Origin of the sequence: Isoptericola sp. NPDC056573, from assembly GCF_042793335.1 — a bacterium.
Taxonomy (GTDB): Bacteria; Actinomycetota; Actinomycetes; order Actinomycetales; family Cellulomonadaceae; genus Isoptericola.
In genome coordinates this window covers 99443-115453 of sequence record NZ_JBHTUY010000012.1, presented here as the reverse complement: position 1 = coordinate 115453, position 16011 = coordinate 99443, and the positions used below count along the sequence as shown (strand labels likewise).

Annotated in this window: 12 protein-coding genes and 1 rRNA gene; 4 read left to right on the top strand and 9 right to left on the bottom strand. The window is 73.2% G+C overall.

What is annotated here, in order from left to right; all coding sequences use genetic code 11:
* Positions 1-281: ribosomal RNA gene (locus ACFQ8E_RS18880) — 16S ribosomal RNA — on the bottom strand; the annotation flags it as partial.
* Positions 282-806: 525 nt separating this feature from the next.
* Between ACFQ8E_RS18880 and ACFQ8E_RS18875 the strand changes: the two genes are divergently transcribed.
* Positions 807-1427 carry a GNAT family N-acetyltransferase gene (locus ACFQ8E_RS18875; RefSeq protein WP_430552104.1) on the top strand — a complete coding sequence of 207 codons (621 nt, stop codon included), beginning with the start codon at positions 807-809 and terminating at the stop codon, positions 1425-1427.
* A gap of 77 nt (positions 1428-1504) precedes the next feature.
* Here the strand turns inward: ACFQ8E_RS18875 and ACFQ8E_RS18870 are convergent, their stop codons facing one another.
* From ACFQ8E_RS18870 to ACFQ8E_RS18845, 6 genes are all read right to left on the bottom strand, one after another.
* Entirely contained in the window at positions 1505-2482 is a 978-nt protein-coding gene (locus tag ACFQ8E_RS18870) for a sugar phosphate isomerase/epimerase family protein (RefSeq protein ID WP_430552103.1), read from the bottom strand.
* A gap of 66 nt (positions 2483-2548) precedes the next feature.
* Positions 2549-3550: a sugar phosphate isomerase/epimerase family protein gene (locus ACFQ8E_RS18865; protein WP_429766845.1), complete on the bottom strand. Its 1002-nt coding sequence runs from the start codon at positions 3548-3550 to the stop codon at positions 2549-2551.
* Positions 3551-3622: 72 nt separating this feature from the next.
* Positions 3623-4816, bottom strand: a complete 1194-nt coding sequence (locus ACFQ8E_RS18860) for a Gfo/Idh/MocA family protein (protein ID WP_430552102.1) — start codon at positions 4814-4816, stop codon at positions 3623-3625.
* 67 nt (positions 4817-4883) lie between these two features.
* Complete coding sequence (locus ACFQ8E_RS18855; RefSeq protein ID WP_430552101.1) at positions 4884-5951, bottom strand: substrate-binding domain-containing protein; 1068 nt, start codon at positions 5949-5951, stop codon at positions 4884-4886.
* Between the two features lie 94 nt (positions 5952-6045).
* The gene (locus ACFQ8E_RS18850) at positions 6046-7050 is read right to left on the bottom strand and encodes an ABC transporter permease (RefSeq protein ID WP_430552100.1); all 1005 of its coding nucleotides are present in this window, start codon (positions 7048-7050) and stop codon (positions 6046-6048) included.
* A complete protein-coding gene (locus ACFQ8E_RS18845) occupies positions 7047-8600 on the bottom strand; it encodes a sugar ABC transporter ATP-binding protein (RefSeq protein WP_430552099.1) in 1554 nt (517 codons plus the stop codon). The genes ACFQ8E_RS18850 and ACFQ8E_RS18845 overlap by 4 nt, the downstream gene beginning before the upstream one ends.
* 76 nt (positions 8601-8676) lie before the next feature.
* On the opposite strand from ACFQ8E_RS18845, the gene ACFQ8E_RS18840 reads away from it, so the two are divergent.
* Both ACFQ8E_RS18840 and ACFQ8E_RS18835 read left to right on the top strand, forming a co-directional pair.
* Positions 8677-9858, top strand: a complete 1182-nt coding sequence (locus tag ACFQ8E_RS18840; protein ID WP_430552098.1) for an ROK family transcriptional regulator — start codon at positions 8677-8679, stop codon at positions 9856-9858.
* A 25-nt stretch (positions 9859-9883) separates the two neighbouring features.
* Positions 9884-10762: a dihydrodipicolinate synthase family protein gene (locus tag ACFQ8E_RS18835; RefSeq protein WP_430552097.1), complete on the top strand. Its 879-nt coding sequence runs from the start codon at positions 9884-9886 to the stop codon at positions 10760-10762.
* A gap of 14 nt (positions 10763-10776) precedes the next feature.
* On the opposite strand, the gene ACFQ8E_RS18830 is transcribed toward ACFQ8E_RS18835, so the two are convergent.
* Together ACFQ8E_RS18830 and ligA are read right to left on the bottom strand one after the other, a co-directional pair.
* Entirely contained in the window at positions 10777-11889 is a 1113-nt protein-coding gene (locus ACFQ8E_RS18830; protein ID WP_430552096.1) for a hypothetical protein, read from the bottom strand.
* A 22-nt stretch (positions 11890-11911) separates the two neighbouring features.
* On the bottom strand, positions 11912-14377 hold the full coding sequence (gene ligA, locus ACFQ8E_RS18825; RefSeq protein WP_430552095.1) for an NAD-dependent DNA ligase LigA: 2466 nt from the start codon (positions 14375-14377) through the stop codon (positions 11912-11914).
* A gap of 144 nt (positions 14378-14521) precedes the next feature.
* Between ligA and ACFQ8E_RS18820 the strand changes: the two genes are divergently transcribed.
* Positions 14522-16009: a flavin-containing monooxygenase gene (locus ACFQ8E_RS18820; protein ID WP_430552094.1), complete on the top strand. Its 1488-nt coding sequence runs from the start codon at positions 14522-14524 to the stop codon at positions 16007-16009.
* The last annotated feature ends 2 nt before the right edge of the window (positions 16010-16011 follow it).

Here is a 16011-nt window from a genome sequence, read left to right as displayed (position 1 = left end):
CGTCGACGCCTTGGTAGGCCATCACCCCACCAACAAGCTGATAGGCCGCGAGCCCATCCCCCACCGAAAAACTTTCCAACCCACACCATGCGATGCAGGCTCATATCCGGTATTAGACCCCGTTTCCAAGGCTTATCCCGAAGTGGAGGGCAGGTTGCTCACGTGTTACTCACCCGTTCGCCACTGATCCATCCCAGCAAGCTGGGACTTCACCGTTCGACTTGCATGTGTTAAGCACGCCGCCAGCGTTCGTCCTGAGCCAGGATCAAACTCTCCGTAAAAGAAGAGAAACACCACGAACCCCCAAAAGAGCCCGCAGCATTCAACGATACTGGCCAGACCAAGCTGAACTGCTCAGTCCGATCCAAAGGAACCACAAAGGGTTCAAAAATTTGGCATTGACTATCAAACACACTGTTGAGTTCTCAAACAACCGACGCACACCGCAGAACCAGAACCAACCGTTCCGACCCCGCTGGGGCAACCCCTCAAACTTACCAGACTTTCTCGGCCGTTCCGACCGCCTGTTTCCAGCCGATCGAACTGCCCGACGCAAGTCGGAAAGCCCCACACCGGTGCTCCGGGCGCACGAATGCGACCTGATCCTCGATGTGAGTTCCAGCCCCGCGCGGCCACCTGAGCTCCGGTCTCCCGGATCATGCTCTTTGGTGTCCGTCTCCCTGTCGGGCTGACGTCGTAGAACATTACACGCTCCGCAGCGCCCGGCCAACTCCGCCCGCGGTGACGCGGGGCACACCGCTCCCCGGGCCCCGACGAGGGCTCGGGACGGGGTCCAGAATCGTGCCGTGACCACCCCGCAGACCGCACCACAGCCCCCGGCGTCCGTCGTCGTCCGGCCCGCCCGGGCCGACGAGAGCGCGCACGTCGCATGGCTCGCCGCACTCACGTTCCCGCTGGCGTGCCCGCCGGGGACCCCGGTGGCCACGATGGCCGCACACGTGGCCGCCCATCTGTCCCCGGGCGCCGTCCGCGCCTGGGTCGCGTCCGACAGGCACGCGCTCCTGGTCGCCGTCGACGACAGGCCCGGAGCACCCGACGACGGTTCGACGACGCCCCTGGGCTACGCGCTCGTGTCGTTCGGCGAGCCGGACGGTGACGAGGAACGAGAGGTGCTGCGCGCCGTCGTGGGTGCGGGCCCGTACTCCGAGCTGTCCAAGATCTACGTGCACCCGGACGCGCTCGGCGGCGGCGTCGCCGCTCAGCTCCTCGAGGCCGCTGCCGCGGCCGCGGGCGCGCTCGGCGCCGCCGCCGGGGTGGACGCTCCCCTGTGGCTCGGCACCAACGCGCAGAACACCCGCGCACAGGCCTTCTACCGCAAGCACGGCTTCGTGGTCGCCGGCACGCGCACGTACGACGTGGGTGGCGTGCGGCACGACGACGTCGTGATGGTCCGCCGCGCGGCCTGACCGCGCGAGCCGACGACGACGGGCGGGCGACGTGTGTCGCCCGCCCGCCGTCGTCGTCCAGCGGGTCTCGGAGGTCCTCAGCCCCGCAGCGCGAGGATCGCGTCCGCGCTGCGCTCCGCGTTGCCGAAGGAGTCGACGGGGAACGGGGGCTCGGCGACCGTCGACGCGTTGTCCTGCTCCCAGATGCCGTGCTGGCGCCCCGAGCCGTTCAGCGTGCCGAGGAACGCCTGGTAGTCGAGGTCGCCCACCCCGAACTCGACGATGTCGTAGCCGTTGGACGACTGCGGGTTCACCCGCCCGTCCTTGAGGTGGAACATCGGGTAGCGGTTCCGGTGCGCCAGGACGTACTCCACCGGCTCGAACCCCGGGTAGAGGTGCCTGCCCACGAACGCCCAGAACACGTCCATCTCCAGGTAGACCGTCGCCGGGTCGGTGTTCTCCAGGAAGACGTCGTACAGCCGCGTCGCCGGGTCGTCGGCCGCGAAGCCGAACTCGTGCTGGTGGTTGTGCTGGTAGAACTTCAGCCCGCGCGCCGCGGCCGCCGCGCCGAACCCGTTGAACTGCTCCGCCGCCGCCAGGTAGCCGCCGACGGTGCGGTCGTTGGTCGGGGCGTTGGCCGTGCCGACGTGCGCCATCCCGAGGGTCTGGGCGATGTCGAGCTCGGCCTCCATGTTGCGGACGAAGTCGGCGATGCCCCGGTGCGCGCCGACCGCCACGAGGCCGTTGTCGTCCAGGAGCGTGCGGATCTCCGACGGCGTGATCGCGCCGACCGCGCCCTGCGTGTACCCGGCGAACTCCACCTCGCGGTACCCGAGGGTGGAGAGCCGCTCGAAGACCGCCCGGAACCCGAGCGCGTTGACCTTGTCCCGGATCGAGAAGAGCTGGATGCCCAGCTTGCCCGGCGGGACGAGCCGGCGCCCGCCGCCGGCCGCGAGCGCCGACGAGGCCGTCGCCGCCCCCAGGCCCACGGACGTGACGGCCGCGGCACCCACCGCGACGGTGGAGCCCGCCAGGCGCAGGAACGACCGACGGTCGAGCTCGGTACGACTGGTCATGCTGATCCCCTTTGATCAGGACGCCGGACCACCCGGCGCCACGCTGTCGCGAGCTTCAGGAGCGGCTCAGCGCTGGGAGAACGCGGCGTCGAACGCGGCCTCGGGCGCGTCGAACGCGAGCCGGCGCACCAGCTCCAGGGCCTCCGGCGCGCCGACCAGGCGGTCCATGCCGGCGTCCTCCCACTCGATCGAGATGGGCCCCGCGTAGCCGATCGTGTTGAGCATCCGGAACGCGTCCTCCCACGGCACGTCGCCGTGCCCCGTGGAGATGAAGTCCCACCCCCGCCGCGGGTCGGCCCACGGCAGGTGGGACGACAGGCGCCCGTTGCGGCCGTTGCCCATCCGCTTCTTCGTGTCCTTGCAGTCCACGTGGTAGATCCGGTCCTTGAAGTCCCACAGGAAGCTCACCGGGTCGAGGTCCTGCCACACCATGTGCGACGGGTCCCAGTTGAGGCCGAACGCCTCGCGGTGCCCGATCGCCTCCAGCGTGCGGACGGTGGTCCAGTAGTCGTACGCGATCTCGCTGGGGTGCACCTCGTGCGCGAAGCGCACGCCCACCTCGTCGAAGACGTCGAGGATCGGGTTCCACCGGTCGGCGAAGTCCTGGTAGCCCGCCTCGACCATCGCCTCCGTGGCCGGCGGGAACATCGCCACGTACTTCCAGATCGACGACCCGGTGAAGCCCACCACGGTGTCGACGCCGAGCCGCGCCGCCAGCCGGGCGGTGTGCTTCATCTCCTCCGCGGCGCGCTGCCGCACGCCCTCCGGGTCGCCGTCGCCCCACACGACGTCCGGCAGGATGTCGCGGTGCCGCTCGTCGATCGGGTCGTCGCACACGGCCTGGCCCTTGAGGTGGTTGGAGATGGCGTACACCTTCAGCCCGTGCCGCTCCAGCAGGTCGAGACGGGACTGCACGTACGCGTCGTCGTCCCACCGCCACGGGTCCAGGTGGTCGCCCCAGCAGGCGAGCTCGAGGCCGTCGTAGCCCCAGCCCGAGGCGAGGCGGGCCACCTCCTCCAGGGGCAGGTCGGCCCACTGGCCCGTGAACAGGGTGATCGGTCGTGCCATGGTGCGGTTCTCCTCGTCGAGACGGCGGTGCGGGTGGTGGCGGCGAGCTGGTGACGTGGGAGCGGGGCGTGGTCAGCCGGGCAGGTCGACCCAGGCGTGGCCGGCGTCCGAGCTGCGCTCGACGGCGTCGAGCACGCGCTGCACGGCGAGCCCGTCGGCGAACGACGGGGTCGGCTGCTTCCCCGCCGCCAGGTCCTCGACGAGGTCGACGACCTGGTGGGTGAACGCGTGCTCGTAGCCGAGACCGTGGCCGGCGGGCCACCAGTGCCCGCCGTACGGGTGCTCCGGCTCGGTGACGACGATGCGGCGGAAGCCCGCGACCTCCGCGTCGTCCTCGGCGTCGAAGTAGTGCAGGAGGTTCATGTCCTCGAAGTCGAAGGCGAGCGAGCCGCGGGTGCCGCTGACCTCGAGCCGGATGGCGTTCTTGCGCCCCCACGCGTACCGCGTGGCCTCGAAGGTCGCCGTCCCGCCGCCCGACAGCCGGCCGAAGAAGATCGCGGCGTCGTCGACGGTGACCGGGCCGGTGCCCTCCCCCGCCTCCCCCGACAGGCCGGAGAAGGACGCCGGGACCGGCCGCTCGCGCACGAACGTCTCGAGCATGCCCGCCACGCCGACCAGCCGCTCCCCCGTGACGAACTGGGCCAGGTCGACCACGTGCGCGCCGATGTCACCCAGCGCCCCCGACCCGGCCTTGGCCTTGTCGAGCCGCCACGACAGTGGCGTGGCCGGGTCGGACAGCCAGTCCTGCAGGTACTGCGCGCGCACCTGTCGCACCTCGCCGATCCGGCCCTGCTCGACCAGGCGTCGCGCGAGCTGGATCGCCGGGACGCGGCGGTAGGTGAACCCCACCGCCGCGAACACCCCGCGCGCGGCCGCGGCGTCGGCCGCGCGGACCATCTCCTCCGCCTCGGCCACCGAGTTCGCGAGCGGCTTCTCGCACAGCACGTGCTTGCCCGCCTCGAGCGCCGCGACGGCGATCTCGGCGTGCGTGTCGCCCGGCGTGCAGACGTCGACGAGGTCGACGTCGTCCCGGGTGACGAGCTCGCGCCAGTCGGTGACGGCGTCGTCCCAGCCGAGCCGGTCCGCCGCCGCGCGCACCCCCGCGGCGCTGCGGCCCGCCACGACCCGCATCCGCGGGGCGAGCGGGAGGTCGAAGAACCGCGGCGCCGTCCGCCACGCCTGCGAGTGCGCGGCCCCCATGAACGCGTATCCGACCATCCCGACGCCCAGCGTCGGCGTGCCCCCTGCCGTGGCGTGCTCGCTCATCGAGCGACCTCCGTTTCCTCGTGCGGCTGTCGTGCTTCCGTGCGTGCTCTGCGGGTCGGGCGTGACGTCAGGACCGGAACCCGATGGACATGTACTGGTCGACGTTGTCCGCCGTGACCACCGGCGCGTACAGCTGGGTGGTGCGCGGGACCCCGGCCGAGACCAGGTCTCCCATGTTCTTGTTGTGCACCACCAGGCGGGCCAGCTTGATGCCGTCGGCCGCCTGCGTCGACGGGTAGACGACGGTGGCCTTCAGCACCGAGTCGTCCGCCTGGATGTGCTCCATGACGTCGAGGGAGCCGGCTCCGCCGACCATGAAGAACTCGTCCCGGCCGGCGTTCTCGATCGCGGCGAGGACGCCGACGCCCTGGTCGTCGTCGTGGTTCCAGATGGCGTCGATCTGGGGCTCCGCCTGCAGCAGGTTCGACGTCGCCGTCTCCCCGCCCTGGACCGTGAAGTCCGCCGCGACCCGGCGGTCGACGTCGAGCCCGCAGTCGGACAGCGCGTCCTCGAACCCCTTGCTGCGGTCCTGCGTGAGCGGGAGCGACTCGATGCCCTGGATCTCGGCGACGATCGCGTCCGGGTTGTCGCCGAGCTGCTCGCAGATGTAGGTGCCGGCGCTCACGCCCATGCCGTAGTTGTCGCCGAGCACCGTGGCGCGCGCGGCGAACGGGCTGGAGAACTCGCGGTCGACGTTGATGACCGGGATGCCGGCCTCCATCGCCTTGGTCGCGACCTCGGTGAGCGCGGCGCCGTCGAACGGCAGCAGCACGATGGCGTCGACCTTGTCGTTGATGAACTGCTCGATCTGGCTGATCTGCACGTTGACGTCGTTCGTCGCCTCGGCCTGGCGGAGCTCGACGTCGGAGTACTGCTCGGCGGTGTCGACCGCCGACTTGGTGATGGCGCCCATCCAGCCGTGGTCGGCGGCGGGGGCGGAGAAGCCGATGACGACCTTCTCGCCCGGCTCGTCGTTGCCCTCGGCGGCGACCTGCGGGGCGGCCGAGCCCTCGTCCTCGGGCGGCTCGTTGCTGGTGCAGCCGGCGGCGAGCAGGACGGCGGTCGCGGCCGTCGCGGCCAGCGCGACGACGCGACGGCCACGGGTAGGACGCTCCAGCGCGGTGCGTGCGGACATGTGATCATCCTCGATTCGGTCCGGCCGTCCCGGGCGGGTGGCCCGGTGCGGGATGGTGCTGGGGTGGTGCGGGGAGGTTCGGGAGGGCGGTGCGTCAGGTGGACGCGGAGCGCCGGGCGAAGCGCTGCTGGAGCAGGACGGCGACCACGATGATCGCGCCCTTGGCGACGTTCTGGGCGGAGATCGACAGGTTGTTGATCGTGAAGACGTTGGTCAGCATCGCGAAGATGAGGACGCCGATGACGGTGCCCACGATCGTGCCGCGGCCGCCGATGAGCAGCGTGCCGCCGACGACGACGGCCGCGATCACCTCGAGCTCGTAGTACAGGCCGTTCGTGGAGGTGCCCGCGGTGGTGCGGCCCAGCATCATCACGCCCGCGATGCCGGCCGCCAGTCCGGACAGCGCGTAGACGTACAGCAGGTGACGCTGCACCTTGATGCCCGCGAGCCGCGACGCCTCGAGGTTGCCGCCCACGGCCACCGTGCGGCGGCCGAACGTGGTGCGGTTGAACAGGAACCAGCCGGCGACGGCGACCACCGCGAAGATCCACACGAGCACCGGCACGCCGATGAAGTCGGCGCGGAAGAAGTCCAGGAAGCCGTCCACGTTGACGACCTGCGTCTGGCGGCCCGAGATCATCTCCGCGAGGCCGCGGGCGGCGATCATCATCGCCAGCGTCGCGATGAAGGACACGACCTTCCCGTACGCGATGATCAGGCCGTTGACGATGCCCGCCGCGGTGCCGACCACGAGCGCCGTGAGCACCATGACCGTCCAGTGCACGTCCTCGGCCATCGTCTGCGTGGCGAGCGTGCTGGCCCACACCGAGGCGAGCCCCGTCAGGGAGCCCACCGAGAGGTCGATCCCCCCGGCCGTGATGACGAACGTCATCCCGATGGCGAGGACCCCGGTCACGGACGCGAGCCGGAGGATGGTCATGACGTTGTCGAGGCTAGCGAAGCGCTCGCCGCCCGTGATCACGCCGACGACGGCGACGAGGGCCAGGGCCACGACGAGCCCGATCGTGCGGCCCGCCGGGCCCGACAGCCACGAGGGCCGCGACGTGCCGGCGGCCGGCGACTCCACCTGGGTGCTCATGCGGTGGTTCCTTCCATGACGAGGTCGAGCACGCCGTGCTCGTCGATGTCCTGCGCGGGTGCCCGGTGCACCACGCGCCCTTCGGAGACCACGAGCACGTGGTCGGCGAGGCCGAGGACCTCGGGGATCTCGCTGGAGACGACGACCACCGCCGTCCCGGCGTCGGCGAGGCGGCGCACGAGCGCGTACAGCTCGGACCGCGCGCCGACGTCGACGCCGCGGGTGGGCTCGTCGAGGAGCAGCACGTCGCAGCCGTGCACGAGCCATCGCCCGAGCAGGGCCTTCTGCTGGTTGCCGCCGGAGAGGGTGCGGGCCGCCCGGTCGACGTCGGTGGGCCGCAGGTCGAGGGCGGCCACCTGCTCGCGCGCCGCCGTGCGCTCGGCGCGCTCGTCGAGCCAGCCGCCGCGGGCGAACCGGGCGAACGTCGAGAGGGTGACGTTCCGGTAGACGGGCTCGTCGAGGACGAGGCCCTGGCTCTTGCGCTCCTCCGGGCACAGCCCGATGCCGGCGGCGACCGCGGTGTCGACCGAGCCCGCGCGCAGGGCGCGGCCCTTGACCATGACGGTGCCCGACGACCGGCGGCGCGCGCCGTAGAGCGTCTCGAGGATCTCCGACCGCCCGGCGCCGACGAGCCCGGCCAGGCCGACGATCTCCCCGGCCCGGACCTGGAACGACACGTCCTCGAACGTGCCCGCGAGGCCCAGTCCCTCGACGTCGAGCACCACGGGCGCGTCGTCGGGGACGCCGGGGCGCTCGGGGAACGCGTACTCGACGTTGCGGCCGGTCATGAGCCGGATGAGCTCGGTCGTGGGCGTCGTGGCGGCCGGGAGGTTGCGGCCCACCGTGCGCCCGTTCTTGAGGACCGTGATGCGGTCGCCGATCTCCCGGATCTCCTCGAGGCGGTGGGAGATGTACACGACCGCGACGCCCTGGGCCGTGAGCGCGCGGACGACGCGGAACAGGTTCCGCACCTCCCCGGCGTCGAGCACGGCGGACGGCTCGTCCATGACGATGACGCGCGCCTCGTGGGAGAGCGCCCGCGCCATGGACACGACCTGCTTGCCCGCGGCGGAGAGCTGGCCGACCTCGCGGTGGGGCGAGATCTCGGGGTGGCCGAGGCGTGCCAGCAGCTCCCGGGTGCGGGTGGCGACCTCGCGGCGCTGGGTGAAGCCGCCGCGCGCGAGCTCGTGCCCGAGGTACACGTTCTCCGCGACGGTGAGCCCGTCGACGACGTCGAGCTCCTGGTAGATCGTCGCGACCCCGCGCTGCAGGGCCGCGACCGGGTGCGGGACGACGACCTCCTCGCCGTCGAGCACGATCCGGCCCGCGGTGGGCTGGTGCGCCCCGGCGAGGACCTTGATGAGCGTGGACTTCCCGGCGCCGTTCTGCCCGAGCAGGCAGTGCACCTCGCCCGGCAGCACGTCGAGGTCCACCCCGTCGAGCGCCTTGGCGCCCGGGAAGTGCTTGACGATGCCCTCCATGCGCAGCAGAGGGGCGGGGGCGTCGCTGCCCTCCGGCGGTGCCGCGTCGTCGCGGTCCACGTCGACCATGGCTCGAACCTAGGACGCACTTCTGTCGATCGTCAAGCAAAAGACGGGTGTTATTCGATCGTGATTGACTACGGTCATGACGGAAGGCGCAGCGGCCGGACCTCGCACGCCCGGGGCCGGCGAGATGTTCCAGCTCCTGCGCGACGGCCGGGCCCGCACCCGCGCCGAGCTCGCGACCCTCACCGGCCAGGCCCGGTCGACCGTCGCGGGGCGGATCGACGCGCTCATGGCGGCGGGCCTCATCGCCCCTGCCGGCGAGGCCACCTCGACCGGGGGGCGCCCGCCCGCCACCTTCGCGTTCAACCCGTCGTCGCAGGTGGTGCTGGGGGTCGACCTCGGTGCCACCCACGCCCGGCTCGCCGTGACCGACCTCGCGTCCACCGTGCTCGCCGAGCTCGACGCGCCCCTCGCCATCGCCGACGGACCGGAGCCCGTGCTCGGCTGGGTCGCGGACACCGGGCGCAAGCTGCTCGAGACCGCGGGGCGCTCCGTCGGCGACCTCGCCGGCGTGGGCGTCGGCCTGCCGGGCCCCGTCGAGCACGCGACCGGGCACCCGAACAACCCGCCGATCATGCCCGGCTGGGACGACGCCGACGTGCCCGGCATCCTCCGCGGCCACTTCGACGCCCCCGCGCTGGTCGACAACGACGTGAACATCATGGCGCTCGGCGAGCACCGCATCGCCTGGCCCGACGTCTCCGACCTCATCCTCGTCAAGGTCGCCACCGGCATCGGCGCGGGCATCATCGCCGACGGCGCGCTGCGGCGTGGCGCCCAGGGCGCCGCCGGCGACGTCGGGCACATCGCCGTGCCCGGGGCGGAGGACATCGTGTGCCGGTGCGGCAACGTCGGCTGCCTCGAGGCGATCGCGAGCGCCCAGGCCCTGGCCGTGCGGCTCGGCGCCGAGGGCCTGGACGTGTCCGGCCCCGCGGACGTCGTCGCGCTGGTCCGCGGCGGCGACGTCACCGCCGGCCGTGCCGTGCGCCAGGCCGGGCGCGAGATCGGCAGCGTCCTCGCGGCGACGGTCAGCCTGCTCAACCCCTCCGTCATCGTGCTCGGCGGCATCCTCGCCGAGGCGGGCGAGCACCTCCTCGCCGGCATCCGCGAGGTCGTCTACCGGCGGTCGCTGCCGCTGGCCACCCAGCACCTGCGCATCGCCGTCGCGCGCACCGGCGCGCAGGCGGGCGTGCTCGGAGCGGCCGCCATGGCGGCCGACCACGCCTTGTCGCCCGACGCCGTGGACGCGCTGACCGCCTGACGCCGCCGTCCGTACGATGCGCGGCATGACCTCGGCGTTCACCGGACTCCTCGCCTACCCGATCACCCCGCTGGCCGAGGACGGGGAGGTGGACCTGGACGGCCTGGAGGCCCTCGTCGGCGCGGCCGTGTCCGCCGGCGCGGACGGCGTCGTCGTGCTGGCGACCTCCGGCTCCGGGGTGTCGTTCGACGACGACGAGCGCGACGCCGTGGTCCGGATCGCCGTGGCGGCCGCGGGCGGCGCGCCGTTGCACGTGGGCGCCGCCGCGGAGTCGGCGCACCGGGTCGTCGCGCGGGCACGCCGCGCCCGCGAGGCCGGTGCCGCCGGGCTGGTGCTGCCCCCGTTCGCGTACCTCCCGCTCGACGACGCGGAGGTGCGCGCCCTGTACGCACGGGTCGCGGCCGCCGTGCCGGGCACGCCGGTGTGCTTCTACAACAAGCCCGTGCAGCTCGGGTTCGACGTCTCTGCCGAGATGCTCGCGGCGCTGCACGACGACGGCTCCGTGGTCGCGGTGAAGGACCCGGCGTCGCAGCCGTCCCGACCGGGCGGACGCGTGGCCGCGCTGCGGACGGCGGGGGTCGCGGTGGGGCTCAGCGGCGACACCGCGCTGATCGGCGACGCCGAGCCCGCGGACGCCTGGCACACCGGGCTCGCGGCGCTCGCGCCGGCCGAGTACGTCGCCGTCCGGCGGGCCCGGGTCGCGGGGACCGTTGCCGCCGACGCGGCACGGGACTGGCTGCTCGACGTCGCGCGGGCCGTGGCGGACACGGGGCGCCCGGTCGCCGCGCTGCACGCCGTCGCCGCCCTGCTCGGTACGCCGACCGCGCCGCCGCGCGACACGCTCGTGCCGCTCACGGCCGCGGACGACGCCGAGCTGCAGGCCGTCGTCGCGCGACGCCCCTGACGCACCGCCGGACGTCAGGACGTGCGGTCGAGGACCGCGACGTGCAGGTCCAGCAGGGCCGCCGTGCGCTCGCTCGGGCCGCGGCCGAAGCCGCACTCCGTGGCGACGCCGACGGTCCGGTCGCCCAGCACCTGCGCGGCCGCGGCCAGCCGGCGCGCGGCCCCCTCGACGCCGTCCTCGTGGTGCAGGACGCCGAGGTAGAGCTCGGTGGCCGGGTCGAGCGCGAGGTCGCCGAGCGGCGCGACGTACGCGACGTCGTCGCGGTCGATCGGGACGGGCAGGTGCACCCACGTGATCGGGCGCGGGAGGGCCGCCACCAGGGCGTTCGCCATCTCCACGAGGTGTCCCGTGTCGGCCGGCTCGACGAAGTGCTTCTCGGCCACGTCGCCGTAGCAGAGGTGGAAGCCGAGCTGGACCCCCTCGGGCACGTGCGCCGCGAACCGCGCCGCGCGGGCGGCACAGCCGCGCACGACGTCCTCGTCCCCGCCGGCGTCGCGATCGAACCAGGCCCGCGCGGCACCGCCGCCGAGGTTCGCGCCCTCGACGAACGCGAACTCGGTGGCCAGGTCCACCTGCACCGCGAGGTCCTCGGCGGGGATCGCGGCGACGATCTCGTCGAGCTCGCGCACCAGCGCCGCCTCGTAGACCGGGTGCACCGCGGCACGGTCGGCCGGCGCGACGAACGTCGTGACCGCGGCCAGCGGCGACGGCAGGCAGACCTGGAACCGCGTGCCGGGCGCGATCACGCCCTCGGCGCGCAGGGCCGCGAAGTCGGCGTACGACGCGAGCGCGGCCTCCGCGTAGCCCAGCGGCCCGAACCGGAGCTCGTCCGCCGGCACCGAGCCGTCGAGCACGTGCGGCCGCACGTCGAAACCGGCCACGACGACGGGCGCGTCGCCCACGCGCACCAGCCCGTCGACCACCTCGAACCGCGCGCCCTGGAACAGGATCCAGTGGAACCGCTCGCCCACCTCGCCGTCCGGGATGCGGCGGGCGTGGGGGCCGAGCCGCGTCGCGACCGTGCGCAGCGTGTCGCGCGCCGAGGGGAGGTTCACGGAACCCACCAGGTGGGCGCCGCGCAGCGTCAGGGTCGAGGCGGTCTGGGGCGAGGAGAGCGTGTCGGGCACCCGCGCATCGTAGCTCCGGGCGTCAGACCTCCTCGGCGGCGTCCGCGCTCTCCTCTGCGCCGTCCTGCGCACCATCGCCCAGCGCGGCCGGACCGCCCTGCAGCAGGCGCGTGAACGCCGCCTCGTCGAGGATCGGCAGGCCGAGCTCCTCCGCCTTCGCGGCCTTCGACCCGGCGTTGGCGCCGACGACGACGTAGTCCGTCTTCTTCGACACCGACCCGGCCGCCTTGCCGCCCGCGGCCAGGACGGCCTCCTTGGCGCCGTCGCGGCTGTAGCCCTCGAGCGAGCCGGTGACCACCACCGTGAGCCCGGCGAGCGGCCCGGTCGGGCCCTTGTCGGCCGCTGCCGCCATCGCCTCGGGGCCCGGGTGGTCGGGGATCCACGTGCGCACCCCGGCCGCCTGCCAGCGGTCGACGATCTCGCGGTGCCACTCGACGTCGAACCAGGCCAGCAGCGCGTCGGCGATGATCGGGCCCACGCCCTCGACGGCGGCCAGCTCCTCGCGCGACGCCGCCCGGATCGCGTCGAGCGAGCCGAACCAGCCCGCGAGCGCCCGGGCCGCCACGGGCCCGACATGGCGGATGTTGAGGCTGACGAGGATGCGCCACAGGTCCTTCGTCTTGGCCAGCTCCAGCTCCTCGAGGAGCTTGGTGGCCGCAGCGGTGGGCTCGAACTCGGGCAGGGCCTCGCCCGCCGCCTCGGCCTCGGCGCGGCGGGCCCTGGTGACCGTGACCTTCTTGCGGAACGGGGTGCGGCGCCGCGCGACGCCGTCGTCGTCCGCCCTGGGCAGCCCCGTCTCGGCGTCGCGCACGACGACCTCGATGGGCAGCAGCTGCTCCAGCGTGAGGTCGAACAGGCCCGCCTCCGTGCGCAGCGGAGGCACCTCGGGCACCTCGGGCTGCGTGAGGGCCGACGCCGTGACCTCGCCGAGCGCCTCGACGTCCAGCCCGCCCCGCGAGCCGATGTGCTCCACCCGGCCGCGCACCTGCGCCGGGCACGTCTCGGCGTTGGGGCAGCGCAGGTCGACGTCACCCTCCTTCATCGCCCGCAGCGGGGTGCCGCACTCGGGGCACTCGGCGGGCATGACGAACTCCTCGCGCGGGTAGCCGTCATCGGCCAGCGCCGTCACCGGGCCGAGGATCTCGGGGATGACGTCGCCCGCCTTGCGCAGCACGACCATGTCGCCGATGCGCACGCCCTTCGCCCTCACCACGTCCTGGTTGTGCAGGGTCGCCTGGCGCACGGTGGAGCCTGCGACCAGGACCGGCTCCATCACCGCGTACGGGGTGGCGCGGCCGGTGCGCCCCACGCCCACCTGGATCGCCACGAGGCGGGTCGTGACCTCCTCGGGCGGGTACTTGTAGGCGATCGCCCAGCGGGGGGCGCGGCTCGTCGCGCCGAGCCGGCGCTGGTCGTCGAGGGCGTCGACCTTGACGACGATGCCGTCCAGCTCGTGCTCGATGTCGTGCCGGTGGGCGCCGAACCACTCGATCATCTCGACCACGCCGTCGACACCCTCGACCACCCGGTTGTGCGGGGAGACCGGCAGCCCCCACCGCGCGAAGTGCTCGTACGCCTCCGACTGCCGGGCCAGCTCCGTGTGCTCGCCCGCCGTCCACTGCAGCGCGCCGATCCCGTGCACGTACAGGCGCAGGGACTCGACGCGGGCGACGCCCGCCTCGAGCTCCATGCCCTCCTTCTTGTCGAGCAGCTGGCGCAGCCCGCCGGCCGCCGCGTTGCGCGGGTTGGCGAACTGCGGGAAGCGGCGGAGCGCCGCGACGCGGGCCCGCTCCTCGTCGAACGGGCGGGCGGCGGCGGCCCGGCCCTCGTGCCGCGCCCGCGACTCGGCCACGACGCGCTCGCGCAACTGCCCCTGCAGCTCGTTCAGCCGCTCGAAGGAGGCGACGGGGATGAAGACCTCGCCGCGGACCTCGACGAGGTCGGGGTGTCCGTCGCCCGCCAGCCGCCGCGGGATGTCGGCGATCCGCAGCGCGTTCTGCGTGACGTCCTCGCCCGTGCGGCCGTCGCCGCGGGTCGCCGCGCGCACCAGCCGCCCCTTCTCGTACAGCAGGGCGATGGCGAGCCCGTCGATCTTCACCTCGGACAGGTAGCCGACGTGCTCCGCGCCCAGGTCGCGGGCCACGCGCGCGTCCCACGCCCGCAGCTCGTCGACGGAGAACACGTTGTCGAGGCTGAGCATCCGCTCGACGTGCTCGACCGTCGCGAAGCCGGCGGCGGCCGCGCCGCCCACCCGCTGCGTCGGCGACTCGGGCGTCTGGAGCGCCGGATGCGCGGCCTCGATCGCCTCCAGCTCGTGCATCCGTGCGTCGTACTCCGCGTCGGACACCCGGGGGGCGTCGTCCTCGTAGTACGCGCGCTGGTCCTCCTCGACGAGGGCGACCAGCTCGGCCCAGCGACGCTGGGCGGCGGCTTCGTCGAGCAGGGTGTCCGGCCCTGAGTCGAGGCCGGTGTTCTCGGTGTCCGTCACGGGCCCATCTTGCCGCGCGCCGCCGACACCGGCCGGGTCGGGCGCCCCGTCCCGCCCGACCTGCGAGAAGGCCTGTCCCGATCCCTGTCCGAACCGCTACGATTCTGGCGATTTGGCCCCTCTCGACCGACAGCAAGGACGCTCATGAAGATCGCCGTCGTCGGCGCCGGCTTCGCCGGCCTGGCCAGCGCCAAGGTGCTCCGCGAGTTCGGGCACGACGTCACCGTGCTCGACAAGGCCCCCGACGTCGGCGGCGTGTGGAGCGCGAGCCGCCGTTACTCGGGCCTGACCACGCAGAACAACAAGGGCTCGTACGCCTTCTCGGACCTGCCCATGCCGAAGGACTACCCCGAGTGGCCCAGCGGCGAGCAGGTGCAGGCGTACCTCGAGCGGTACGTCGACCTCCACGACCTGCGCGGCTCGCTCCGGCTGTCGACCGAGGTCGTGCGCGCGGAGCTCACGCCCGCGGAGGACGGCTGGTCCGTCACCGCGCGGCGCACGGGCGAGCCGGTCGGCGAGCCGGAGCGCTTCGACCACGTCGTGGTCGCGAACGGCATCTTCTCCGACCCGGTGATCCCGCGCTTCGAGGGCCTGGCGCAGCTGCTGCGCGCCGGCGGCAAGGTGGTCGCCTCGAGCCAGCTCACGTCCCTCGAGGACGCGCGCGGCAAGCACGTCGTCGTCGTCGGCTACGGCAAGTCCGCGTGCGACGTCGCCGCCGAGATCGCCCCGGTCGCCGCGAGCACCCAGGTCGTGGCGCGGCACCTGCTGTGGAAGCTGCCCAAGCGGCTCGGCAACGCGCTCAACTACAAGTACCTCCTGCTCACCCGCATGGGCGAGGGGCTGTTCCGCTACGAGACGCTGTCCGGGGGCGTGGAGAAGTTCCTGCACGGGCCGGGCGACGGCGTCCGCAGGTCGATGCTCGCCAGCGTCGGCGCGGTCTCGGTCAAGCAGTTCCGCCTGAAGGAGCTCGGGCTCGTGCCGCGCGGCGAGTTCGCCGACATCGCCCGCTCGACGGTCTCGCTCGCCACCGACAGCTTCTTCGAGCAGGTGTCCGAGGGACGGATCGACGTGCACCGCGAGTCCGAGATCGAGCGGTTCGCCGTGGACGACGACGGCGCTCCCGTCGCCGTGCTCGACGACGGCACCACCGTGCGCGCCGACCTCGTGGTGTGCGGCACCGGCTTCCACCAGCGCGTGCCGTTCCTCGACGACGACCTCCAGGCGCGGCTGCTCGACGACCGCGGCAACTTCCAGCTCTACCGGCAGGTGCTGCCGCAGGACGTGCCGCACCTGACGTTCGCCGGGTACAACTCGTCGCTGTTCAGCCCGCTGTCGGCCGAGGTCGCCGCGCTGTGGACCGCCGCCCACCTGGCGGGCGCCGTCGACGTCCCCCCGGTCGAGGAGCGCCGCGAGCTCGTCGCGAGCCGCGTGGACTGGATGGAGAAGCGCACCGAGGGCAAGCACGCCCGCGGCACCAACGTCATCCCGTTCTCGCTGCACCAGATCGACGAGATGCTGACGGACCTCGACCTGCAGCTGCCCGCGGCCACCCGCGCCGGCCAGTGGCTGCTGCCGGTGGACCCGAAGGCGTACCGGCACCTGCCCGGCCGGCTGCGCGAGCGGATCGGCTGACG

Excerpts from the sequence above, each read along its gene's own strand:
- ACFQ8E_RS18870 (WP_430552103.1), bottom strand. The coding sequence starts at position 2,482 with ATGACCAGTCGTACCGAGCTCGACCGTCGGTCGTTCCTGCGCCTGGCG.
- ACFQ8E_RS18865 (WP_429766845.1), bottom strand. The coding sequence starts at position 3,550 with ATGGCACGACCGATCACCCTGTTCACGGGCCAGTGGGCCGACCTGCCC.
- ACFQ8E_RS18860 (WP_430552102.1), bottom strand. The coding sequence starts at position 4,816 with ATGAGCGAGCACGCCACGGCAGGGGGCACGCCGACGCTGGGCGTCGGG.
- ACFQ8E_RS18855 (WP_430552101.1), bottom strand. The coding sequence starts at position 5,951 with ATGTCCGCACGCACCGCGCTGGAGCGTCCTACCCGTGGCCGTCGCGTC.
- ACFQ8E_RS18850 (WP_430552100.1), bottom strand. The coding sequence starts at position 7,050 with ATGAGCACCCAGGTGGAGTCGCCGGCCGCCGGCACGTCGCGGCCCTCG.
- ACFQ8E_RS18845 (WP_430552099.1), bottom strand. The coding sequence starts at position 8,600 with ATGGTCGACGTGGACCGCGACGACGCGGCACCGCCGGAGGGCAGCGAC.
- ACFQ8E_RS18840 (WP_430552098.1), top strand. The coding sequence starts at position 8,677 with ATGACGGAAGGCGCAGCGGCCGGACCTCGCACGCCCGGGGCCGGCGAG.
- ACFQ8E_RS18835 (WP_430552097.1), top strand. The coding sequence starts at position 9,884 with ATGACCTCGGCGTTCACCGGACTCCTCGCCTACCCGATCACCCCGCTG.
- ACFQ8E_RS18820 (WP_430552094.1), top strand. The coding sequence starts at position 14,522 with ATGAAGATCGCCGTCGTCGGCGCCGGCTTCGCCGGCCTGGCCAGCGCC.